General features: G+C 63.7%; 13 protein-coding genes and 1 pseudogene. 8 read left to right on the top strand and 6 right to left on the bottom strand.

What is annotated here, in order from left to right:
- The first annotated feature begins 28 nt into the window (after positions 1 to 28).
- The 8 genes and pseudogenes from FRZ40_RS40215 to FRZ40_RS40175 form a co-directional block, all read left to right on the top strand.
- Positions 29 to 937 carry a class II glutamine amidotransferase domain-containing protein gene (locus FRZ40_RS40215; RefSeq protein ID WP_147238000.1) on the top strand — a complete coding sequence of 303 codons (909 nt, stop codon included), beginning with the start codon at positions 29 to 31 and terminating at the stop codon, positions 935 to 937.
- A complete protein-coding gene (locus FRZ40_RS40210; RefSeq protein WP_028367182.1) occupies positions 925 to 1,623 on the top strand; it encodes a GltB/FmdC/FwdC-like GXGXG domain-containing protein in 699 nt (232 codons plus the stop codon). Before FRZ40_RS40215 ends, FRZ40_RS40210 begins: the two co-directional genes overlap by 13 nt.
- A 15-nt stretch (positions 1,624 to 1,638) precedes the next feature.
- Positions 1,639 to 3,006 carry an FMN-binding glutamate synthase family protein gene (locus tag FRZ40_RS40205; RefSeq protein WP_028367181.1) on the top strand — a complete coding sequence of 456 codons (1,368 nt, stop codon included), beginning with the start codon at positions 1,639 to 1,641 and terminating at the stop codon, positions 3,004 to 3,006.
- Positions 3,003 to 3,902 (top strand): bifunctional methylenetetrahydrofolate dehydrogenase/methenyltetrahydrofolate cyclohydrolase FolD, encoded by a 900-nt coding sequence (gene folD, locus FRZ40_RS40200; protein ID WP_028367180.1) that lies wholly within the window; start codon positions 3,003 to 3,005, stop codon positions 3,900 to 3,902. Before FRZ40_RS40205 ends, folD begins: the two co-directional genes overlap by 4 nt.
- A gap of 27 nt (positions 3,903 to 3,929) precedes the next feature.
- Entirely contained in the window at positions 3,930 to 5,381 is a 1,452-nt protein-coding gene (locus FRZ40_RS40195) for a pyridoxal phosphate-dependent decarboxylase family protein (protein WP_147237999.1), read from the top strand.
- 987 nt (positions 5,382 to 6,368) lie between these two features.
- Positions 6,369 to 7,007: a hypothetical protein gene (locus FRZ40_RS40185; protein ID WP_155995581.1), complete on the top strand. Its 639-nt coding sequence runs from the start codon at positions 6,369 to 6,371 to the stop codon at positions 7,005 to 7,007.
- 420 nt (positions 7,008 to 7,427) lie between these two features.
- The gene (locus FRZ40_RS40180) at positions 7,428 to 8,246 is read left to right on the top strand and encodes a lysozyme inhibitor LprI family protein (protein WP_147237997.1); all 819 of its coding nucleotides are present in this window, start codon (positions 7,428 to 7,430) and stop codon (positions 8,244 to 8,246) included.
- 51 nt (positions 8,247 to 8,297) lie between these two features.
- A pseudogene (locus FRZ40_RS40175) lies at positions 8,298 to 8,480 on the top strand (PAAR domain-containing protein); the annotation flags it as partial.
- A gap of 42 nt (positions 8,481 to 8,522) precedes the next feature.
- Here the strand turns inward: FRZ40_RS40175 and FRZ40_RS40170 are convergent.
- From FRZ40_RS40170 to FRZ40_RS40145, 6 genes are all read right to left on the bottom strand, one after another.
- Positions 8,523 to 9,500: an HpcH/HpaI aldolase/citrate lyase family protein gene (locus FRZ40_RS40170; RefSeq protein ID WP_147237995.1), complete on the bottom strand. Its 978-nt coding sequence runs from the start codon at positions 9,498 to 9,500 to the stop codon at positions 8,523 to 8,525.
- 45 nt (positions 9,501 to 9,545) lie between these two features.
- The gene (locus FRZ40_RS40165) at positions 9,546 to 12,458 is read right to left on the bottom strand and encodes a phosphoenolpyruvate carboxylase (RefSeq protein WP_147237994.1); all 2,913 of its coding nucleotides are present in this window, start codon (positions 12,456 to 12,458) and stop codon (positions 9,546 to 9,548) included.
- Complete coding sequence (gene sucD / locus FRZ40_RS40160; RefSeq protein ID WP_147237993.1) at positions 12,436 to 13,341, bottom strand: succinate--CoA ligase subunit alpha; 906 nt, start codon at positions 13,339 to 13,341, stop codon at positions 12,436 to 12,438. The genes FRZ40_RS40165 and sucD overlap by 23 nt, the downstream gene beginning before the upstream one ends.
- An 11-nt stretch (positions 13,342 to 13,352) precedes the next feature.
- On the bottom strand, positions 13,353 to 14,540 hold the full coding sequence (locus tag FRZ40_RS40155) for a malate--CoA ligase subunit beta (protein WP_028367174.1): 1,188 nt from the start codon (positions 14,538 to 14,540) through the stop codon (positions 13,353 to 13,355).
- 48 nt (positions 14,541 to 14,588) lie between these two features.
- Entirely contained in the window at positions 14,589 to 15,545 is a 957-nt protein-coding gene (locus FRZ40_RS40150) for a D-2-hydroxyacid dehydrogenase (protein ID WP_147237992.1), read from the bottom strand.
- 67 nt (positions 15,546 to 15,612) lie between these two features.
- On the bottom strand, positions 15,613 to 16,878 hold the full coding sequence (locus tag FRZ40_RS40145; protein WP_147237991.1) for an aminotransferase class V-fold PLP-dependent enzyme: 1,266 nt from the start codon (positions 16,876 to 16,878) through the stop codon (positions 15,613 to 15,615).
- Between the last annotated feature and the right edge of the window lie 34 nt (positions 16,879 to 16,912).

Below are 16,912 nucleotides of genomic sequence, written 5' to 3'. Positions count from 1 at the left end.
GCTTGAATACGAGCGCGAGGAGATAACGATGTGTGGAATTGTCGGACTACTCGTCAAGAAGCCGGCGTTGCGTGAACGGCTCGGCGAATTGATGGTGCCCATGCTGCTGGGCATGACGGAGCGCGGCCCCGATTCGGCCGGCCTTGCGGTGTTCACGGAACCCGTCGCCGACGGCATGCGCAAGATCAGCCTCTACTCGGGTCTGACCGAAGAGGGCGCGGACTTCAACTGGCAGGGCCTCGTGCATGAACTGAACCAGCATCTCGGCGCGAAGGCGTCGGTGCAGGTCAAGGACAATCACGCCGTGCTGAGCGTGGCCATCGACGCCGAGACCGTCAAGCACTGGATTCGCGAAACGCATCCGGGGCTGCATGTGCTGTCGACGGGGCGCATGATCGACCTCTACAAGGATACGGGCACGCCCGGCCAGGTCGCGGACCGTTACGCGTTCAGCGGCCTGACGGGCACGCACCTGGTCGGCCACACGCGAATGGCGACGGAGTCCGCCGTGACGCCCGACCGCGCGCACCCGTTCACGGCGGGCGAAGATTTCTGCCTCGTGCACAACGGCTCGCTGTCGAATCCGAACGGCGTGCGGCGCATGCTGGAGCCGCACGGCATCCACTTCGATACCGACAACGACACGGAAGCCGCATGTCGCTTCCTCGAATACCGGCTGCGCGAAGGCGACGATCTCGAAGTCGCGCTGCAAAAGGGCTTCGAGCAGCTCGACGGCTTCTACACGTTCCTGATGGGCACGCCCGACAAGCTCGCGCTGATCCGCGATCCGTTCGCCTGCAAGCCGGCCGTCGTGGCCGAGACGGACGATCTCGTCGCGATCGCATCCGAGTTTCGCTCGCTCGCGCATCTGCCCGATATCAAGCACGCGCGTGTTTTCGAACCGGCACCTGAGGAGATGTACGTATGGACAGTGTGAACTTCGACCTGGCGTCCGCCTCGGTGACGGACGTGAACGGCTTCCTGCACCGCGAGGCCGCGAAAGCGGGCACGCGCCGCGTGCTGATCTCGAATCCCGATGGCGCGCACAACATCGCCGTCGGGCTCGATCTGCCCATCGAAGTCGAGATCGACGGCCACGCAGGCTACTACGCCGCCGGCATGAACAAGGAAGCGAAGGTGACGATCTCGGGCAGCGCCAGCACGGGCGTGGCCGAGAACATGATGAGCGGCCGCGTTCACGTGAAAGGCTTCGCGTCCAACGCGGCGGGCGCGTCGGCGCACGGCGGGCTGCTCGTCATCGAAGGCGATGCGGGTCTGCGCTGCGGCATCTCGCTCAAGGGCGCGGACATCGTCGTGAAGGGATCGGTCGGGAGCTTCTCGGCGTTCATGGCGCAGGCGGGCCGGATCGTGATCTGCGGCGATGCGGGCGATGCGCTCGGCGACTCGCTGTACGAGGCCGTGATCTATGTGCGCGGCAGCGTCAAGTCGCTCGGCGCCGACGCGCGCGAAGAGCCGATGCAGCCCGCGGATGTGGAAGCCGTTGCGCAGTTGCTGCGCGCCGCGGGGCCCGCCTTCGCGGAGATCGATCCCAAGGAATTCAGACGCGTTGCATCCGCCCGCTCGCTGTATCACTGGAATGCCGACGCGAATCAGGAATATTGAACCGGGAACCCCGCCATGGAAATCAAGCCCGTACACATGAAACACATCGCCACCGAAGAGTCCTGGGGCTTCGACCGCAAGACGATCGACTATATCCAGAACGCCGCGGCACACGGACTGTACGAGATCCGCGGCCTCGGCGCGAAGCGGCGCGTGCCGCACTTCGACGACCTGCTATTTCTCGGCGCGTCGCTGTCGCGCTATCCGCTCGAAGGCTATCGCGAGAAATGCGTGACCAAAACCGTGCTCGGCACACGCTTCGCGAAGAAGCCGATCGAGCTTGCCATTCCCATCACCGTCGCGGGCATGAGCTTCGGCGCGCTGTCGGCGAACGTGAAGGAGGCGCTGGGCCGCGCGGCCACGGAACTCGGCACGTCGACCACGACGGGCGACGGCGGCATGACGCCCGAAGAGCGGCTTTCGTCGAAGACGCTCGTCTATCAGTGCCTGCCGTCGCGCTACGGCTTCAATCCCGATGACGTGCGCAAGGCCGACGCGATCGAAGTCGTGATCGGACAGGGCGCGAAGCCGGGCGGCGGCGGCATGCTGCTCGGCCAGAAGATCTCGCCGCGCGTGGCGAAGATGCGCACGCTGCCGGAAGGCATCGACCAGCGTTCGGCGTCCCGCCATCCCGACTGGACGGGCCCCGACGATCTGCATATCAAGATCCTCGAATTGCGCGAGATGACCGACTGGCAGACGCCGATCTACGTGAAGGTTGGCGCAACCCGCACGTTCAACGACGTCAAGCTCGCGGTGCATGCGGGCGCGGATGTGATCGTCGTCGACGGCATGCAGGGCGGCACGGCGGCGACGCAGACCTGCTTCATCGAGAACGTCGGCATTCCGACGCTCGCTGCGCTGCGCCAGGCCGTCGATGCGCTCGAAGACCTGAACATGAAAGGCGAGGTGCAGCTGATCATCTCTGGCGGCATTCGCAGCGGCGCCGACGTCGCGAAGGCGCTGGCGATGGGCGCGGACGCCGTGGCCATCGGCCAGGGCGTGCTGGTGTCGCTGGGCTGCAATAGCGGCTCGTACATCGAGAATGGCCAGCACGTGCCCGCGCTCGACGACTACGCACGCCTCGGCACCGCGCCGGGTTTCTGTCACCACTGCCACACGGGCAAGTGCCCTGTCGGCATCACGACGCAGGACGCGGTGCTGCAGGAACGCCTGAAGCCCGAGGTCGGCGCGAAGCGTCTGAAGAACTATCTGAAGACGGTGAACATGGAGCTGACGACGATTGCGCGCGCGTGCGGCAAGCAGAACGTCCACCATCTGGAGCCGGAAGACCTCGTGGCGCTCACGGTCGAAGCGGCGGCGATGGCGCGCGTGCCGCTGGCCGGGACCAACTGGATTCCTGGCCTGAACGGCGCACGATGACAGCGCAAATGATCGATGGCCGGCATCTCGCCCGGCGTCTGCGCGCGCGCTTTCGCGAGCGCGTCGCAGCGCTGTCCGCGCGCGGTGTCGTGCCGGGTCTCGCCGTGGTGCTGGTCGGCGACAATCCCGCTTCCGAGCTGTATGTTGCGAACAAGGTGAAAGCTTGCGCGGACAGCGGCGTGCGCTCGTTCATGCATCGCTTTCATGCGGACTGCCGCGAGACGGAACTGCTCGACCGCATCGCGGCGCTCAACGTCGAGCGCGGCACGCACGGCATTCTGGTGCAATTGCCGTTGCCGCCGCAGATCAATGTGCGGCGCGTGCTGGAGAGCATCGTCGTCGACAAGGACGTCGATGGTTTCCATCTGTACAACGTCGGCGCGCTGGTAGTCGGCAATTCGATCTTTCCGCCTTGCACGCCGTATGGCGTTCAGCTTCTGCTGGAAACGACGGGCATCGACGTGGCGGGCAAGAACGTCGTGGTGGTCGGCGCGAGCAATATCGTCGGCAAGCCGATGGCGCTGATGCTGCTGCAGCGGGAAGCGACCGTCACTGTGTGTCACGTGAAGACGCGCGACCTCGCGCAGCATACGATTCATGCTGACATTCTCGTTGTGGCGGCAGGCAAGCCGGGGCTCATCAAGGCGGAGATGGTCAAGGAAGGCGCGATCGTGATCGACGTCGGGATCAATCGCATGGCAGATGGGCGCATCGTCGGCGATGTGGATTTCGAGCCCGTGCGCGAGCGGGCGTCGTGGATCACGCCCGTGCCCGGCGGCGTCGGACCGATGACGGTTACGATGCTGATCGAGAACACACTGCGCTCCGCCGAGCGCTTTGCGAACGGGGAAGCGTTTCATCCGCCGCAGCCTTTCTGGCAGGTGCCGGCAGGCTAGGGCATGCATCGTTGCAGGAGACCTTCGATGGCTGACGATACACGCAACGCACTCGAGACGGCCGCGCAGCTCGCGCTGGCGTTCCATGACGCGCGCGGGTTGCGTCCGACGGGGCCGGCCGCGAGCTTCGGCGAACTGCGCGCGGCCTTCGGCGGCCCGACACCCGAACGAGGCGAACCCGCCGATGCCGTCATCGCGCGGCTCGCGGCCATCGCGCAGCCCGGCCTGCTGGGCACGGCGGGGCCGCGCTTCTTCGGCTGGGTCGCGGGCGGCTCGCATCCGGCGGGCGTTGCGGCGGACTGGCTCACGAGCGTGTGGGGGCAGAATGCCGCCACCTGGCACGGCGCGCCCGCCGCCGCTGTCGCCGAACAGGTGGTGGCGCAATGGCTGCTCGACCTGCTCGATCTGCCGCGCGCCTGCTCGGTCGGTTTCACGACGGGCGCGACCATGAGCAACTTCGTCTGTCTCGCCGCCGCTCGCGATGCCGTGCTGCGCCGCGCGGGCTGGGACGTCGAAGCCGATGGTCTCTGCGGCGCGCCGCGCATTGCCGTCTATCTCGGCGAAGGCGCGCATGTGAGTGTGCGCGCCGCATTGCGCTATCTGGGCATCGGCGAGCGGTCCGTGATCGAGGTTGCCGCCGACGAAGCAGGGCGCATGCAGCCGTCAGCGTTGCGCGAGGCGCTCGCGCAGCACGAAGGACCGCTGATCGTCATTGCTCAGGCGGGGCACATGATGACGGGCGCATTCGATCCCGTCGGCGAGATCGCCGCGTGCGCGCACGAGCACGGCGGCTGGGTTCACGTCGATGCTGCGCTCGGGCTGTGGGCGAGAGCGTGCCCCGAGCGCATGCATCTGGCGGCAGGCATCGAGCACGCCGACTCGTGGGCGGCCGACGCTCATAAATGGCTGCAGGCGCCGTACGAAACGGGCTGCGCATTCGTGCGCGACGCCGACGCGCACCGGCGCGCGATGTCGATCCAGGCGAGCTATTTGCCGCAAGCGGACGATGGCGTGCGCGACCCCGCGCACTACACGCCGGAGCTTTCCCGGCGCGCGCACGGTTTTGCGCTGTGGGCGCTGGTGCGTACGTTCGGACGCGAGGGGATCGCGGCGATGATCGCGCGTCATTGCGCGCTCGCGTGCCGCATGGCGCGCCGGCTTGCGCGCGGGCCGGGCGTCGCGCTGCTCAACGAAGTCGAGCTGAACCAGCTGATCGTGCGTTTCGGCTCGGCTTACGACGGCACGCTCGCCGACGAGCTGACGTTGCGCACGGTCGAACGCATTCGGGCGCAGGGCGTGTGCGATGTGCGCGAGGCAGTCTGGCAGGGACGCAAGGTGATGCGTCTGTCGGTCATTTCATGGGCGACGACGGAGCATGATGCGGACTGCGCGGCCGATGCGATCCTGTCGGTATGGGATCGGGTTCATGGCGACTATCTGTGTCAGGAACGCGAGGCGATGGCGCTGGCGTTTGGGTGATTGCTTCGTCAGGTGAAAGCGGAAAAGGGCGATCCTCGGGCCAATGCTGTTCAGTTGTGGTTTTTTCCGAGGTACGGAACGTAGTGACGTGAAGGTCAGGATTTGACGACCCGGTTGCATGCGCGACCGGGTCGTTTTTTATTGGGCGGCGATTTCAGCCGTTCACGCAAGCGCGCGCAGACACGCGGACAGTTTTGCGTATGCGGGAGTGACCCGGCCCACATCATAGAGAATCACAGGGCTACAGATTCCCTGATAAACGCCGTTAACGGTGCGGCCGCGTAAGGTCAAGACACCGATCAATCGTCGTGCGCGGCTATCGATTCTGCGGCCTTTCTATGATGTATAGCTAGCATTCATTTTGCATAACGAATCAAAGAATGAGAATTTAGAACTTTTCTGATAGCTTTTCGCCCGCGCCTTGTCGTTCAATTTACGGCTAATGTACGTTGCAATTGCTGATCAACCAGGACATCAAAAAAGATGAGAACCAGTGAGGGTCACGAGACGACATCGGGTGCCGCTGCCCTCATTCGCCGCGGTAAGGGGGCCAGCGCATGAGGAACCAGTCACAAACCGATCCGTCGCGAAGAAGCGTGAGGATGTAGGCACGATTCCAGATGATGCAACTCAGAGTGCCGGATTCTATTGGATTCTTGGGCAATTTTCGGGAGACGCGCACTTGTCGGAAAAGGCGGCTTACTTCGCAGATACTCCAAATGAAAACAAACGAATTGCCGTTGGGAGTCATGGGTACTACGAGAATGAAACAAACCGACGCGTTGCATCATACGTCAACGCACCAGGCTACATCTACGGAATGAAGAAGGGCTCAAAGACAGAACATCCGAAAGTAAATGGTGAGCAGGAGCGTTATTCTTGTTACACGAACGCACTCGTGGTCTTTACAGACATCCCCCTTTTCCCTTCGACGGACTCAACGCGCCCGCTTTCGGATGTCCCTGATTTTTTTGAATTGAGACGACTGTGATGATACGGTTTGTAGCGAACCTGGGTTTGATTTTTGCAATTACTTTGCCCGCAATTACAATTGCTGATCCACTTGTGGGCGGCTTACACTCGATCGGCCGAAAGACAGTATTTTCGGGAGAATGTCATGTTTCGATCTACGACAAATATGGCGGAAATTTGAATGATAATAGCCGCAAGGATGATTCGTCAGATCTGAATACATTCAACGAAGCCTACGCAACGTATTACAAAGAGACCAGCGCCAGGCGCGGATCGAACGACATTTCGCTTAGCTTCAAATGCGAAAAAATAAGTCTTGAACAGGCTTGCAAGAAGTTTGCTAATCTGGAATACGCTCGCAATAAATGGAAACCTGTTGATTTGCCACATGACGTCGATCGCCACACGCGGCTGAGTTCGAATCCAATAGTGGTCACGTTAGACCGAGGGGGAACGCGGGGCGCATTGTACGTGAGCACCGATACGAGCGGAGCTATGCAATACCGGCACCGTTATCTGGGTTATTGCCTTTCCGCACATAATGGCGTCTCGATCTTTGGTGGTGGCATCGTCAACTATCCTCCATTCAATCCTTCCAGCAGCACCGAGAAGGAAGTCATTGAACTTTTGAAAAGCGTGAAATTCGAACAATAAGGCATTTTTATGCTGAACGGAATGGCGGGACAGTGCTTGGCGGATGAGGGGGCGGACCTTAACGGGCGCACGATAACGCGGCGCGGATATCGTGTGTCCTGCTGACGGTGTAACGGTGAGTCCTTGATTGTTGAAGGTAACGAAGCCTTCAATGAACGGGACGGCGCTCGTGGGTGACGGCACGAAAACGTCCCGCGGTGCAGTGCTCATAGCAGATGACCGCGCTGCCGAAATCGGCCCATGACAAGGTCTTGCGAGAAACGTCCGGGTGCGATGCCGAATGTGATCGACTACAACCTGAACGCGCGAAATGACTGCCAGTCGTGTGCCGACTCACCGAATTTATATGTCTAGAGATGAGTTGAACATTGTGTGACATGTTGTTCTTGAATGTTTACAACTCCAACCACTGAACGAACAATGTCTATTTCCATAATCAAAGTACTCTCACAGTGGTTGGTCATTCTGATATCGACGCTCCTGCCGTCGAGTTATGCAGCAGCTCAAGACGTTTATCGAATGACAGGTGCCGCACAATTCGAGCAGGGGAGCGATTTTCACCGTCTATCATTTCCGGTCAATCCAGTGATGGCTGGATACCTCACATTCGACGGCAAGGCATTTACATACCACGAGACCGGCACAAAATGCGGCGTCAAAATCAACAAGCGAATGAGCTTTTACGTCGACCCTACCATCTCGCACGACTTCGGGTCCCTGGACGCCTTCAAGGCGTTCCTGAGCAGCAGATTCCATTCAAAAGGTCGCGCGCAGACCGATACTTACCTTCTCGGCGGCGCCGACGCACCTCTCTGTTCGGGGCTGCATTACGCCACTATCTACAAGTCGCCGGATGAAATGCTGCTGGTCGACGGCTCTTGGGCGTATCTGTTCGAGCACCAGACGCAGGCGCCCACGAACGCCGAACAGAGTTTTGATTGCACGAAGGCCGTCACAAACGTCGAGCACCTGATCTGCAACAATCGGGAGTTGGTGAATCTGGACGCGACGGTCAATCGGGGCTACGTCGCGATGCTGCTGACCGATTCAAAAGAGATTTCGTATCAGGATCCGGTTCGTCTCGACCAGCTCAACTGGATTCGGAAGGTGCGCAACGTTTGCACCGACAATGCGTGCTTGCTGAATGCATATCGCGCACGCGTTCAGTACATCAAAGGCAAGATAGCAACGACCTATCCATCCTACCCGAACGACGACTCCGAACAGGAGAGCGATTGACCACGATCTGGTGAAACCTCGATAAATCTCGTAGCCACAGAATATATGTCGGATACGTATCCTGATGGGCCATCGCACGGGATCAACAAGGTCATCGAGGCACACCCGACACTCACGATAGGCGGCGAACGCGTCGCATTGCACGGACGCAAGACAGAGTGTGGTTGCTCATCGGTTGCATGTCAGACTGCAACGGTTGAAGACCAGGGGCTGGAAATCCCAGAGCCAAATTGAAAAAGGCAGGTAGCGGCCCGCAGGCCGCCCTTCACATTCCCACTACCTGCTATTCCCAATCGCATCCGCCGTCGCGAGCAACGCCTCGGCCATGCGGATGCTCGCGGCGTCGATCAGACGGCCATCCAGCGAAACGGCGCCTTTGCCTTCCTTCGCGGCCTGCGCCATCGCGTCCATGATGCGGCGTGCCTTCGTGACTTCAGCTTCGGCGGGCGTGAACACGCGATTGGCGAGTTCGATCTGCGACGGATGGATCGCCCACTTGCCTTCATAGCCCAGCACGGCAGCGCGGCGCGCGGCCGCATCGTAGCCGTCGGGGTCGCTGAAATCGCCGAACGGGCCGTCGATGGGACGCAGCCCATACGCGCGGCACGCCACCATCATCCGCGTTTGCGCGGCATGCCACTGGTCGCCCCAGAAGTAGTCGCGCTCGCCGCGCTCGTTCTTGTCGGTGAGCACGCCGTAGTCGCGATTCACGCCGCCGATCACCGTCGTGCGCGCACGCGTCGACGCCGCGTAGTCCGCGACGCCGAACGACATCGCCTCCAGCCGGCGGCTCGATTGCGCGATGCTCTCCACGTTCGCCATGCCAAGCGCGGTTTCGATCAGCACTTCGAAGCCGATCCTTTTCGTACGGCGGCGCGCGGCCTCGATCTGCGTGACGAGCATGTCGACGGCATAGACGTCGGCGGCCACGCCGACCTTCGGAATCAGGATCATGTCGAGACGCGGGCACGCTTCGACGATATCGACGACGTCGCGATACATGTAATGCGTATCGAGCCCGTTGATGCGCACCATCATCGTCTTGGTGCCCCAGTCGATCTCGTTAAGCCCTTCGACGATATTCTTGCGCGCCTGCTCCTTGTCGTCCGGCGCGACGGCGTCTTCGCAATCGAGAAAGATGATATCAGCGGCCGAGCGCGCGGCCTTCTCGAACATCGCGGTATTCGAGCCGGGGACGGCCAGTTCCGAACGGTGCAGCCGCGCCTTGGCCGGCTCGATGACAGTGAAGCTCATGGACGTTCTCCTGTAGGCAATCGTTGAGGGTTCGGGCGCGGGCGCTCAGCCCGTCGCACCGAATCCCGATGCAATGCAGTTGATGGACAGCAGCAGCGGCACCTGATACGCGCGCCGCTGCCGCTCCGTCTGCGCCGAACGGTAGAGGCGAAGCAGCTCGATCTGCTGCCGGCTGATCAGGTCGATGGCGGGCAGCCGGCGCTGCAGGCGGGCACTGAACTTCGGAAAGCGCGTGCCCAGCCCCGACGAACCTGTGACGGTCTGCATCAACTTCACCGTCAACTGGTATTCGGCTTCGATCTGCGTAAAGATCGAGTCGCGAATCTGCTCATCGGGAACGAGGCTCGCGTATTCGCGCGCAATCTCCAGGTTGACCTGCGCGAGCGTTTTTTCGACTTCGTCGATGACAAGCCTGAAGAGCCGCGATTCGTTGAACATGCGCCGCAGCAGATCGAGTCCGCGCTCCTGCCGCACGGAGAGAAAGCCGTCGATCGCGCTGCCCACGCCATACCAGCCCGTCAGCGCGTGACGGTTCTGGGCCCATGCGAACACCCAGGGAATCGCGCGCAGATCCTGCAGACTCTTCGCACCGAATCGGCGTGCGGGGCGCGAGCCCATGTTGAGCATCGACAGTTCTTCGAGCGGGCTCGCCGCCTGGAAATACGCGAGCATGCCGGGTTGCTCGATGAACTTCGCGTACGCGGCCCGCGACGCGCCCGAGAGCGCCTCCATCGCTTCGTCGAATTCGCCCTTGGGCAGCAACGCGTCTTCGCGCTCCGACTTCAGCGTATGTTCGAGCACGCTCGACGCCAGCAACTCGACGTGATACTGCGCCGTGCCGCGATTCGCGTACTTGAACGACACCACTTCGCCCTGTTCGGTGACGCGAAAGCGTCCGTCGACCGAGCCGGCGGGCAACGCGGCAATCGCGCGGCCTGCCGCGATGCCGCCCCGGCTCACGGAACCGCCGCGGCCATGGAAGAACGCGATCGCGATGCCCAGCTCGCGGCCGAGGCGCCTGATCTTTGTCTGCGCCTTCGACAGCTCCCAGTTGCTCGCGAAGAAGCCGCCGTCCTTGTTCGAATCGGAATAGCCGATCATGATTTCCTGCACGCCGCCTTGTGCGCGGATGCTGCGCCGGACCATCGGCACGGCCAGCAGTTCGCGCAGGATTTCAGGCGCGCGGCGCAGGTCGTCGATGGTTTCGAGCAGCGGCACGACGGGCAGCGTGCAGCTTTCGGTGCCCGCCGCGTCGGAGAAAAGACCGGCTTCCTTCGCGAGCAGATAGACGCCGAGCACGTCGCTCGCGCGATGCGTCATGCTGAGAATGAACGCGCCGAATGCGTTGCGATCCACCTGCTGACGCATCTCCCGAACCGTGCGGAAAATCTGCAGCGTCTGGGCCTCGTCGGGCGGCAGCGACTGGAAGCGGCGCTCGCGGTCGGCTTCGCTGTCCGAAGGCTGGGCCAGTTCGCTCAAAAGCCACGCCTTCCATTCGGGCGAATCGCTCGCGGGCGGCTCGCCCGACGCGCCGCAGGTCGCGCGCCACAGGCCGTGCAGCGCCTGTTCGATCACGGTCGTGTTCTGACGCAGATCGAGCTGCACGGTGCTGAAGCGGAACGTCTCCACTTCGTGACGCAACGGGCGGATCAACATGCGCGCCAGCTGGCCGCTTTCCGTCGCAAGCAGCGTCTGCTCGATCACGAGCAGGTCGGCGGCCAGTTCGTCGGCGCTGGTGTAGCCGCCCTGCACGGGCGCGCTGTCGGCGGGGCGGCTCGCGTTGGCGAGCGACGCATCGAGCCTGCGCAGGATGCACGTCAGATATTGACGGAACAGTTCGCCTGGATTGCGCGACGCGATCGACGTCGGTTCGCCGCTCGCCATCAGCGCACGCGCGAGCGCTTCGTGGAAACTGTCCGGTGCGGGCAGCGCCTCCGATGTGATGCTCAGCGTCTGCGCCAGTTCGACGAGACGCAGCCGGTAGCGCTTCAGGCACGCGAGTCTGTTCTCATGCAGCGTCGCGCGCGTGACGCTGTCGTCGACGAAAGGATTGCCATCGCGGTCGCCGCCTATCCACGAACCGAACTGGAAAAAGCGCGGCATGTCGAAGCGTTCGCCCGGATAGTGGCGCTCGAGCGCGCTCTCCAGCTTGGCGAACAGCAGCGGCACGGCTTCGAACAGCGTCTCGCCGAAAAAGTGCAGACCCCACGCGACTTCCTGTGCGACCGTGGGCTTTTCGAGCCGCAGTTCGCCGCTCATCCACAACAGCTCGATATCGTTTCTCAGCGCGAGCACGAGCGTGTAGCGTTCGCGCGGCGTCCAGCGCGGCGATTCGAGCTCCATCAGACGCCGGTAGATGCGCCGGTGGATTTCGAGCACCGTGACGCGCTTGGCTTCCGTCGGATGCGCGGTCAGCACGGGCCGCACTTTCATATGACCCAGCACGTCGCGCACTTCGCTGGCGGGAACGCCCGCTTGCGCGACTTCGGCAATCACGCGCGCGAACGAATCGGGCAGCCTGTCATAGCCGCCTTCGATCTCGATCTCGCGGCGCCGGCGCATCGCGGTGCTCTGTTCCGCGATGCTGAGCAGCTGGAACCACATGCCCTGTGCCTGCAGCATGCGCCGCAGCACGACGCGCGAGGTGCGGTCGTCCATCCGCTCGCGCATCAGCTCGCTCATCGATTCGTGCGCGGACTCGCCGCGCAGCGTGCGTTCCACTTCCGGCTGACGGACGCGCGCGATGTCGCGCAGCAGTTCCGACAGCAGATCGATGACAGCGTGTTCGTATTCGTCCGCACTGAGCGCGGGCAGGGACGCCGACGCGGCCGCGAGCTTGTGCAGCCCGTCGACGGCGGCGTGCCTGTCCGCATGAAGGGGGCGCACAGCCTCGACGCGCGGCGAGTCGGGCTGTGTGTCGATGCCGTAGCCCCAGTCAGGCAACGCGGCGCGTGACATGGCTTTCGAGCACAGAGGCAACAGTGGAACCCAGCTCGGACGCGCTGGGTGCGACGGCGAGACCGTAGGACTGCATGATCTGCGCTTTCTCGGCCGCGCTGTCTCCCGCCGCCGAGATGATGGCGCCCGCATGTCCCATGCGCCGTCCCTTCGGCGCAGTGAGACCCGCGACGTAGCCGACGACGGGCTTCGTCATGTGCTCGCTGACCCACTTCGCGGCTTCCGCTTCCTGCGGGCCGCCGATCTCGCCGATCATCACGACGGCTTCCGTTTCGGGGTCTTGCCCGAACAGCTTCAGATGATCGAGGAACGAGCTGCCGTTGATGGGATCGCCGCCGATTCCCACGCTCGTCGTGACGCCGAGGCCGAGCGCGTTCAGTTGCGCGGCGGCTTCGTAGCCGAGCGTGCCCGAGCGCGACACGATGCCGATATTGCCGCGCCGGTAGATATGGCCCGGCATGATGCCGAGCATCGCGCGGCCGGCGCTGATGATGCCCGCGCAGTTCGGGCCGACCACCATCGTGCGCGCTTCCTTCGGGTAGCGCAGCAGATAGCGCTTGACGCGCATCATGTCCTGAGCCGGAATGCCGTCGGTGATCACGCAGACGAGTTTCAGGCCGGCGTCGGCGGCTTCCATGATGGCGTCGGCGCAGTAAGGCGGCGGCACGAACACGAGGCTCGCGGTCGCGCCCGTTTCGCGCACGGCGTCTTTGACGGTGTCGAACACGGGACGCTCGAGGTGATGCTTGCCGCCCTTGCCGGGCGTCACGCCGCCCACCACGCTGGTGCCGTAAGCGATCATTTCCTTCGCGTGGAACGAGGCCTTGTCGCCCGTGAAGCCCTGCACGATGACGCGGGTGGTTTCGTCGATCAGGATGCTCATGTCCGTTCTCCTTAGCGGTGGTTGCCGGCCTGGCGCGCGCGGTGCGCCTTGGAAGCCTCGACGGCCTTTTGCGCGGCCTCCAGCAGCGAATCCGCCGCGATGATGGGCAGGCCGCTTTCCTTGATGATGCGTCGTCCTTCTTCGACGTTTGTGCCCGCCAGCCGCACGACGAGGGGCACTCTCAGCCCGCGCGCAGCCTGCACGACGCCTTCCGCGACCCAGTCGCAGCGGTTGATGCCGGCGAAAATATTGACGAGCACGGCCGACACGTTCTGGTCCGACAGCACGAGCCGGAACGCGGCCGCCACGCGCTCGGGCGAGGCGCCGCCGCCCACATCGAGAAAGTTGGCGGGCTCGCCGCCCGCGTACTTGATGGTGTCCATCGTGGCCATCGCGAGACCGGCGCCATTGATGATGCAGCCGATATCGCCGTCGAGCCCCACGTAGTTCAGGCCGAACTGGGCCGCTTCCGCTTCGCGCGGATCTTCCTGTGCGGCGTCGCGCATTTCGGACACGTGCGGGTGACGGAACAGGCCGTTGTCGTCGAACGAAATCTTCGCGTCGAGCGCGATCACGCGTTCGTCCGTCGTCACGACGAGGGGATTGATCTCGACCATCGTCGCGTCGAGATCGCGGAACGCGCGGTACGCGCCCATGATCGTGGAGACAGCGCGGCTCACCTGCTTGATGTTCAGGCCGAGACCGAAGGCGATCTCGCGTGCCTGGAAGGGCTGCAGGCCGACGGCGGGTTCGACCACGATCTGGTGCACGGCCTCGGGATTCGTGTGCACGATGTCCTCGATGTCCATGCCGCCCTGTGCCGATGCGATCACGCGCACGCGTTCAGCCTTCCGGTCCAGCACGATGCCGAGATAGATTTCGCGCTCGAACTTCTCAGCGACCTCCACGTACACACGCTCGACGACCTTGCCTTCCGGACCCGTCTGCGTCGTCACGAGTTGCTTGCCGAACAGCGAGGTCGCTGCTTCGTGCACGTCGTGATAGGTCTCGCACAGCTTGATGCCGCCCGCCTTGCCGCGCGCGCCCGAGTGGATCTGCGCCTTGACGGCCCAGTGCCAGCCGCCGAGTTCCGTTGCGCAGTACACCGCCTGATCCGGCGTGTAGGCGACCGCGCCGCGCTGGATCGGCACGCCGAAGCCGGCCAGCAGATCTTTGGCCTGATACTCGTGAATGTCCATGTCGATGTCTCCTTGGGATTGCGTAGGTTTCGTGTGATTCCTGCGTCGTCAGATCACGAGATTGCGAGGCTCGCCGCGTGCGAATGCCTCGATGTTTTCGATCAGCTGATCGGCGAGCGATTGCATGGCGTCGTCGGACGCCCACGCGACGTGAGGGGTCAGGATGAAGTTGGGCAGATCGAGTTCGAGCAGCGGATTGCCCGCGACGGGCGGCTCCTGGCTCAGCACGTCGAAGCCCGCGCCGGCGATGAGGCCTTCCTTCAGCGCCGTCGCCAGCGAGGCTTCGCACACGAGCCCGCCGCGCGCCGTGTTGATCAGCAGGCAGGTGGGCTTCATCATGCGCAGCTGGTCGAGACCGATCAGGTTGCGTGTCGCCGGGGTGAGCGGCGCGTGCAGCGAGATCACGTCGGACGTGCGCAGCAGCGTGTCGAGCGGCGCGTATTCGGCGCCGGGCACGCGTGTGCGCTGCGAGTCGTGCGACGCGAAGATCACGCGCATGCCGAAGCCGCGCGCGATCTGCGCCGTGCCCTGGCCGAGCGCGCCGCCGCCGATGATGCCGAGCGTCGCGCCATGCAGATCGGCGATGGGGTGATCGAAGAAGCAGAACTGCCGCGCCTGTTGCCAGCGTCCGCGCTGCACGTCGCTGCGATAGGCAAGCAGATTCCGCCGCAACGCGAGCATCAGCGCGAACGTGTGCTCGGGCACCGTGTGCGTCGCGTAACCGCGGATGTTCGCGACGGCGATTCCGCGCTCGCGGCAGTACGCGGTATCGACACAGTCGTAGCCCGTCGCCGCCACCGCGATCATTTTGATCGACGGGTGCCGGTCGAGCACGTTGGCCCGCAGCGGCACCTTGTTCGTGATCGCGATGGTGGCGCCGTCGAGCCGCTGCTCGACTTCGTGCGCGGAGGTCGACGCATACTGGACCCAGTGATGATCGAACGCGGGGCGCCGCACATCGGCATTCAGCGTCGAACGGTCGAGAAAGACGATTTCGTGTTGCATGGTGTCGTGGGTGCCGTGAGGTGAGCGGGAAACGTGCGGTCCGATGCGCCTGCACCGGACTCGGCACTCAGGCAGCGGCGACGCGGCGACGGGCGGGTTCGGCGGCCGGCTGCGCGTTCGCGTGGACCGCGTGCGCGCCCGGCGTGTGCGTGCGCCAGTACTGGCCGGCCGCGCCGACGCCGCTGCCAGGACACACGTCGATACCGGCATCGAGCATCGCCATTTCCGCGCCTGCGATCGCGCTCATCAGCATCAGTTCGTTCAGGTCGCCGAGATGGCCGATGCGGAACACCTTGCCCGCGACCTTCGACAGTCCCGCGCCGAGCGCGAGGTTGTAGCGGCGATACGCGGTGTCGATCACCTGCGCGCCATTGACGCCTTCCGGCACGACGATCGCGGACACGGTATCCGAATGCCACCTGGGCGCCTTCGCGCACAGCGACAGCCCCCAGCCTTCCGTGACGGCGGCGCGCACGCCCGAGGCGAGATAGTGATGCCGCGCGAAGACGTTCTCGAGGCCTTCCTCGAACAGCAGGTCGAGCGCGGCGCGCAGCCCGTAGAGCAGCGACAGCGCGGGTGTGTACGGGAAGTAGCCGGTGGCGTTGGTGCGCACCATGTCGGCGAGGTCGAAGTAGCAGCGGCGCGATTTCGCGTGGCTGATCGCCTTCAGCGCCTTCTGGCTCACGCACAGGATGCCGAGACCCGCGGGCAGCATCAGGCCTTTCTGCGAGCCCGTCACGGCGAGATCGACGCCCCATTCGTCCATGCGGAAATCGATGCAGCCGATCGAACTCACGCCGTCGACGAACAGCAGGGCCGGGTGATCCGCTGCGTCCATCGCGCGGCGCAGCGCGCCGATATCGCTGGTCACACCCGTCGCCGTTTCGTTATGGCAGGCGAGAATGCCCTTGATCGTGTGCTGCCCGTCCGCCTCGAGAATCTCCGCGATCCGTTCGACGGGGACGCCCTCGCCCCAGTCGACATCGAGAATCTCCACATCGAAGCCGAGCCGCTGCGCCATGTCGGCCCACAGATGGCTGAACTGCCCGAAGCGCGGCACCAGCACGCGGTCGCCGGGCGACAGCGTGTTGGTGAGCGCCGCTTCCCACGCACCCGTGCCCGACGACGGGAAAATGAACGGCTGCCCTTCCGCCGTCCGATAGATCTTTTTCAGGTCGGACAGCAGGCCGTGCGCGAGTTCGGGGAATTTCGTCGAGCGGTGGTCTTCCATCGAAACGACCATCGCGCGCAGCACGGCATCGGGAATGTTCGTCGGGCCGGGGACGGCGAGAATGTTGCGTCCGGCAACGCGCGAGCCTGAAGTGTTCGACATGGTGTGTCTCCTTGATTGATTGGCTTGAGAAGTC

Origin of the sequence: Paraburkholderia azotifigens (genome assembly GCF_007995085.1) — a bacterium.
Lineage (GTDB): Bacteria > Pseudomonadota > Gammaproteobacteria > Burkholderiales > Burkholderiaceae > Paraburkholderia > Paraburkholderia azotifigens.
The sequence above is the reverse complement of the archived record's forward strand: the minus strand, read 5'-3'. Positions and strand labels throughout refer to the sequence as shown.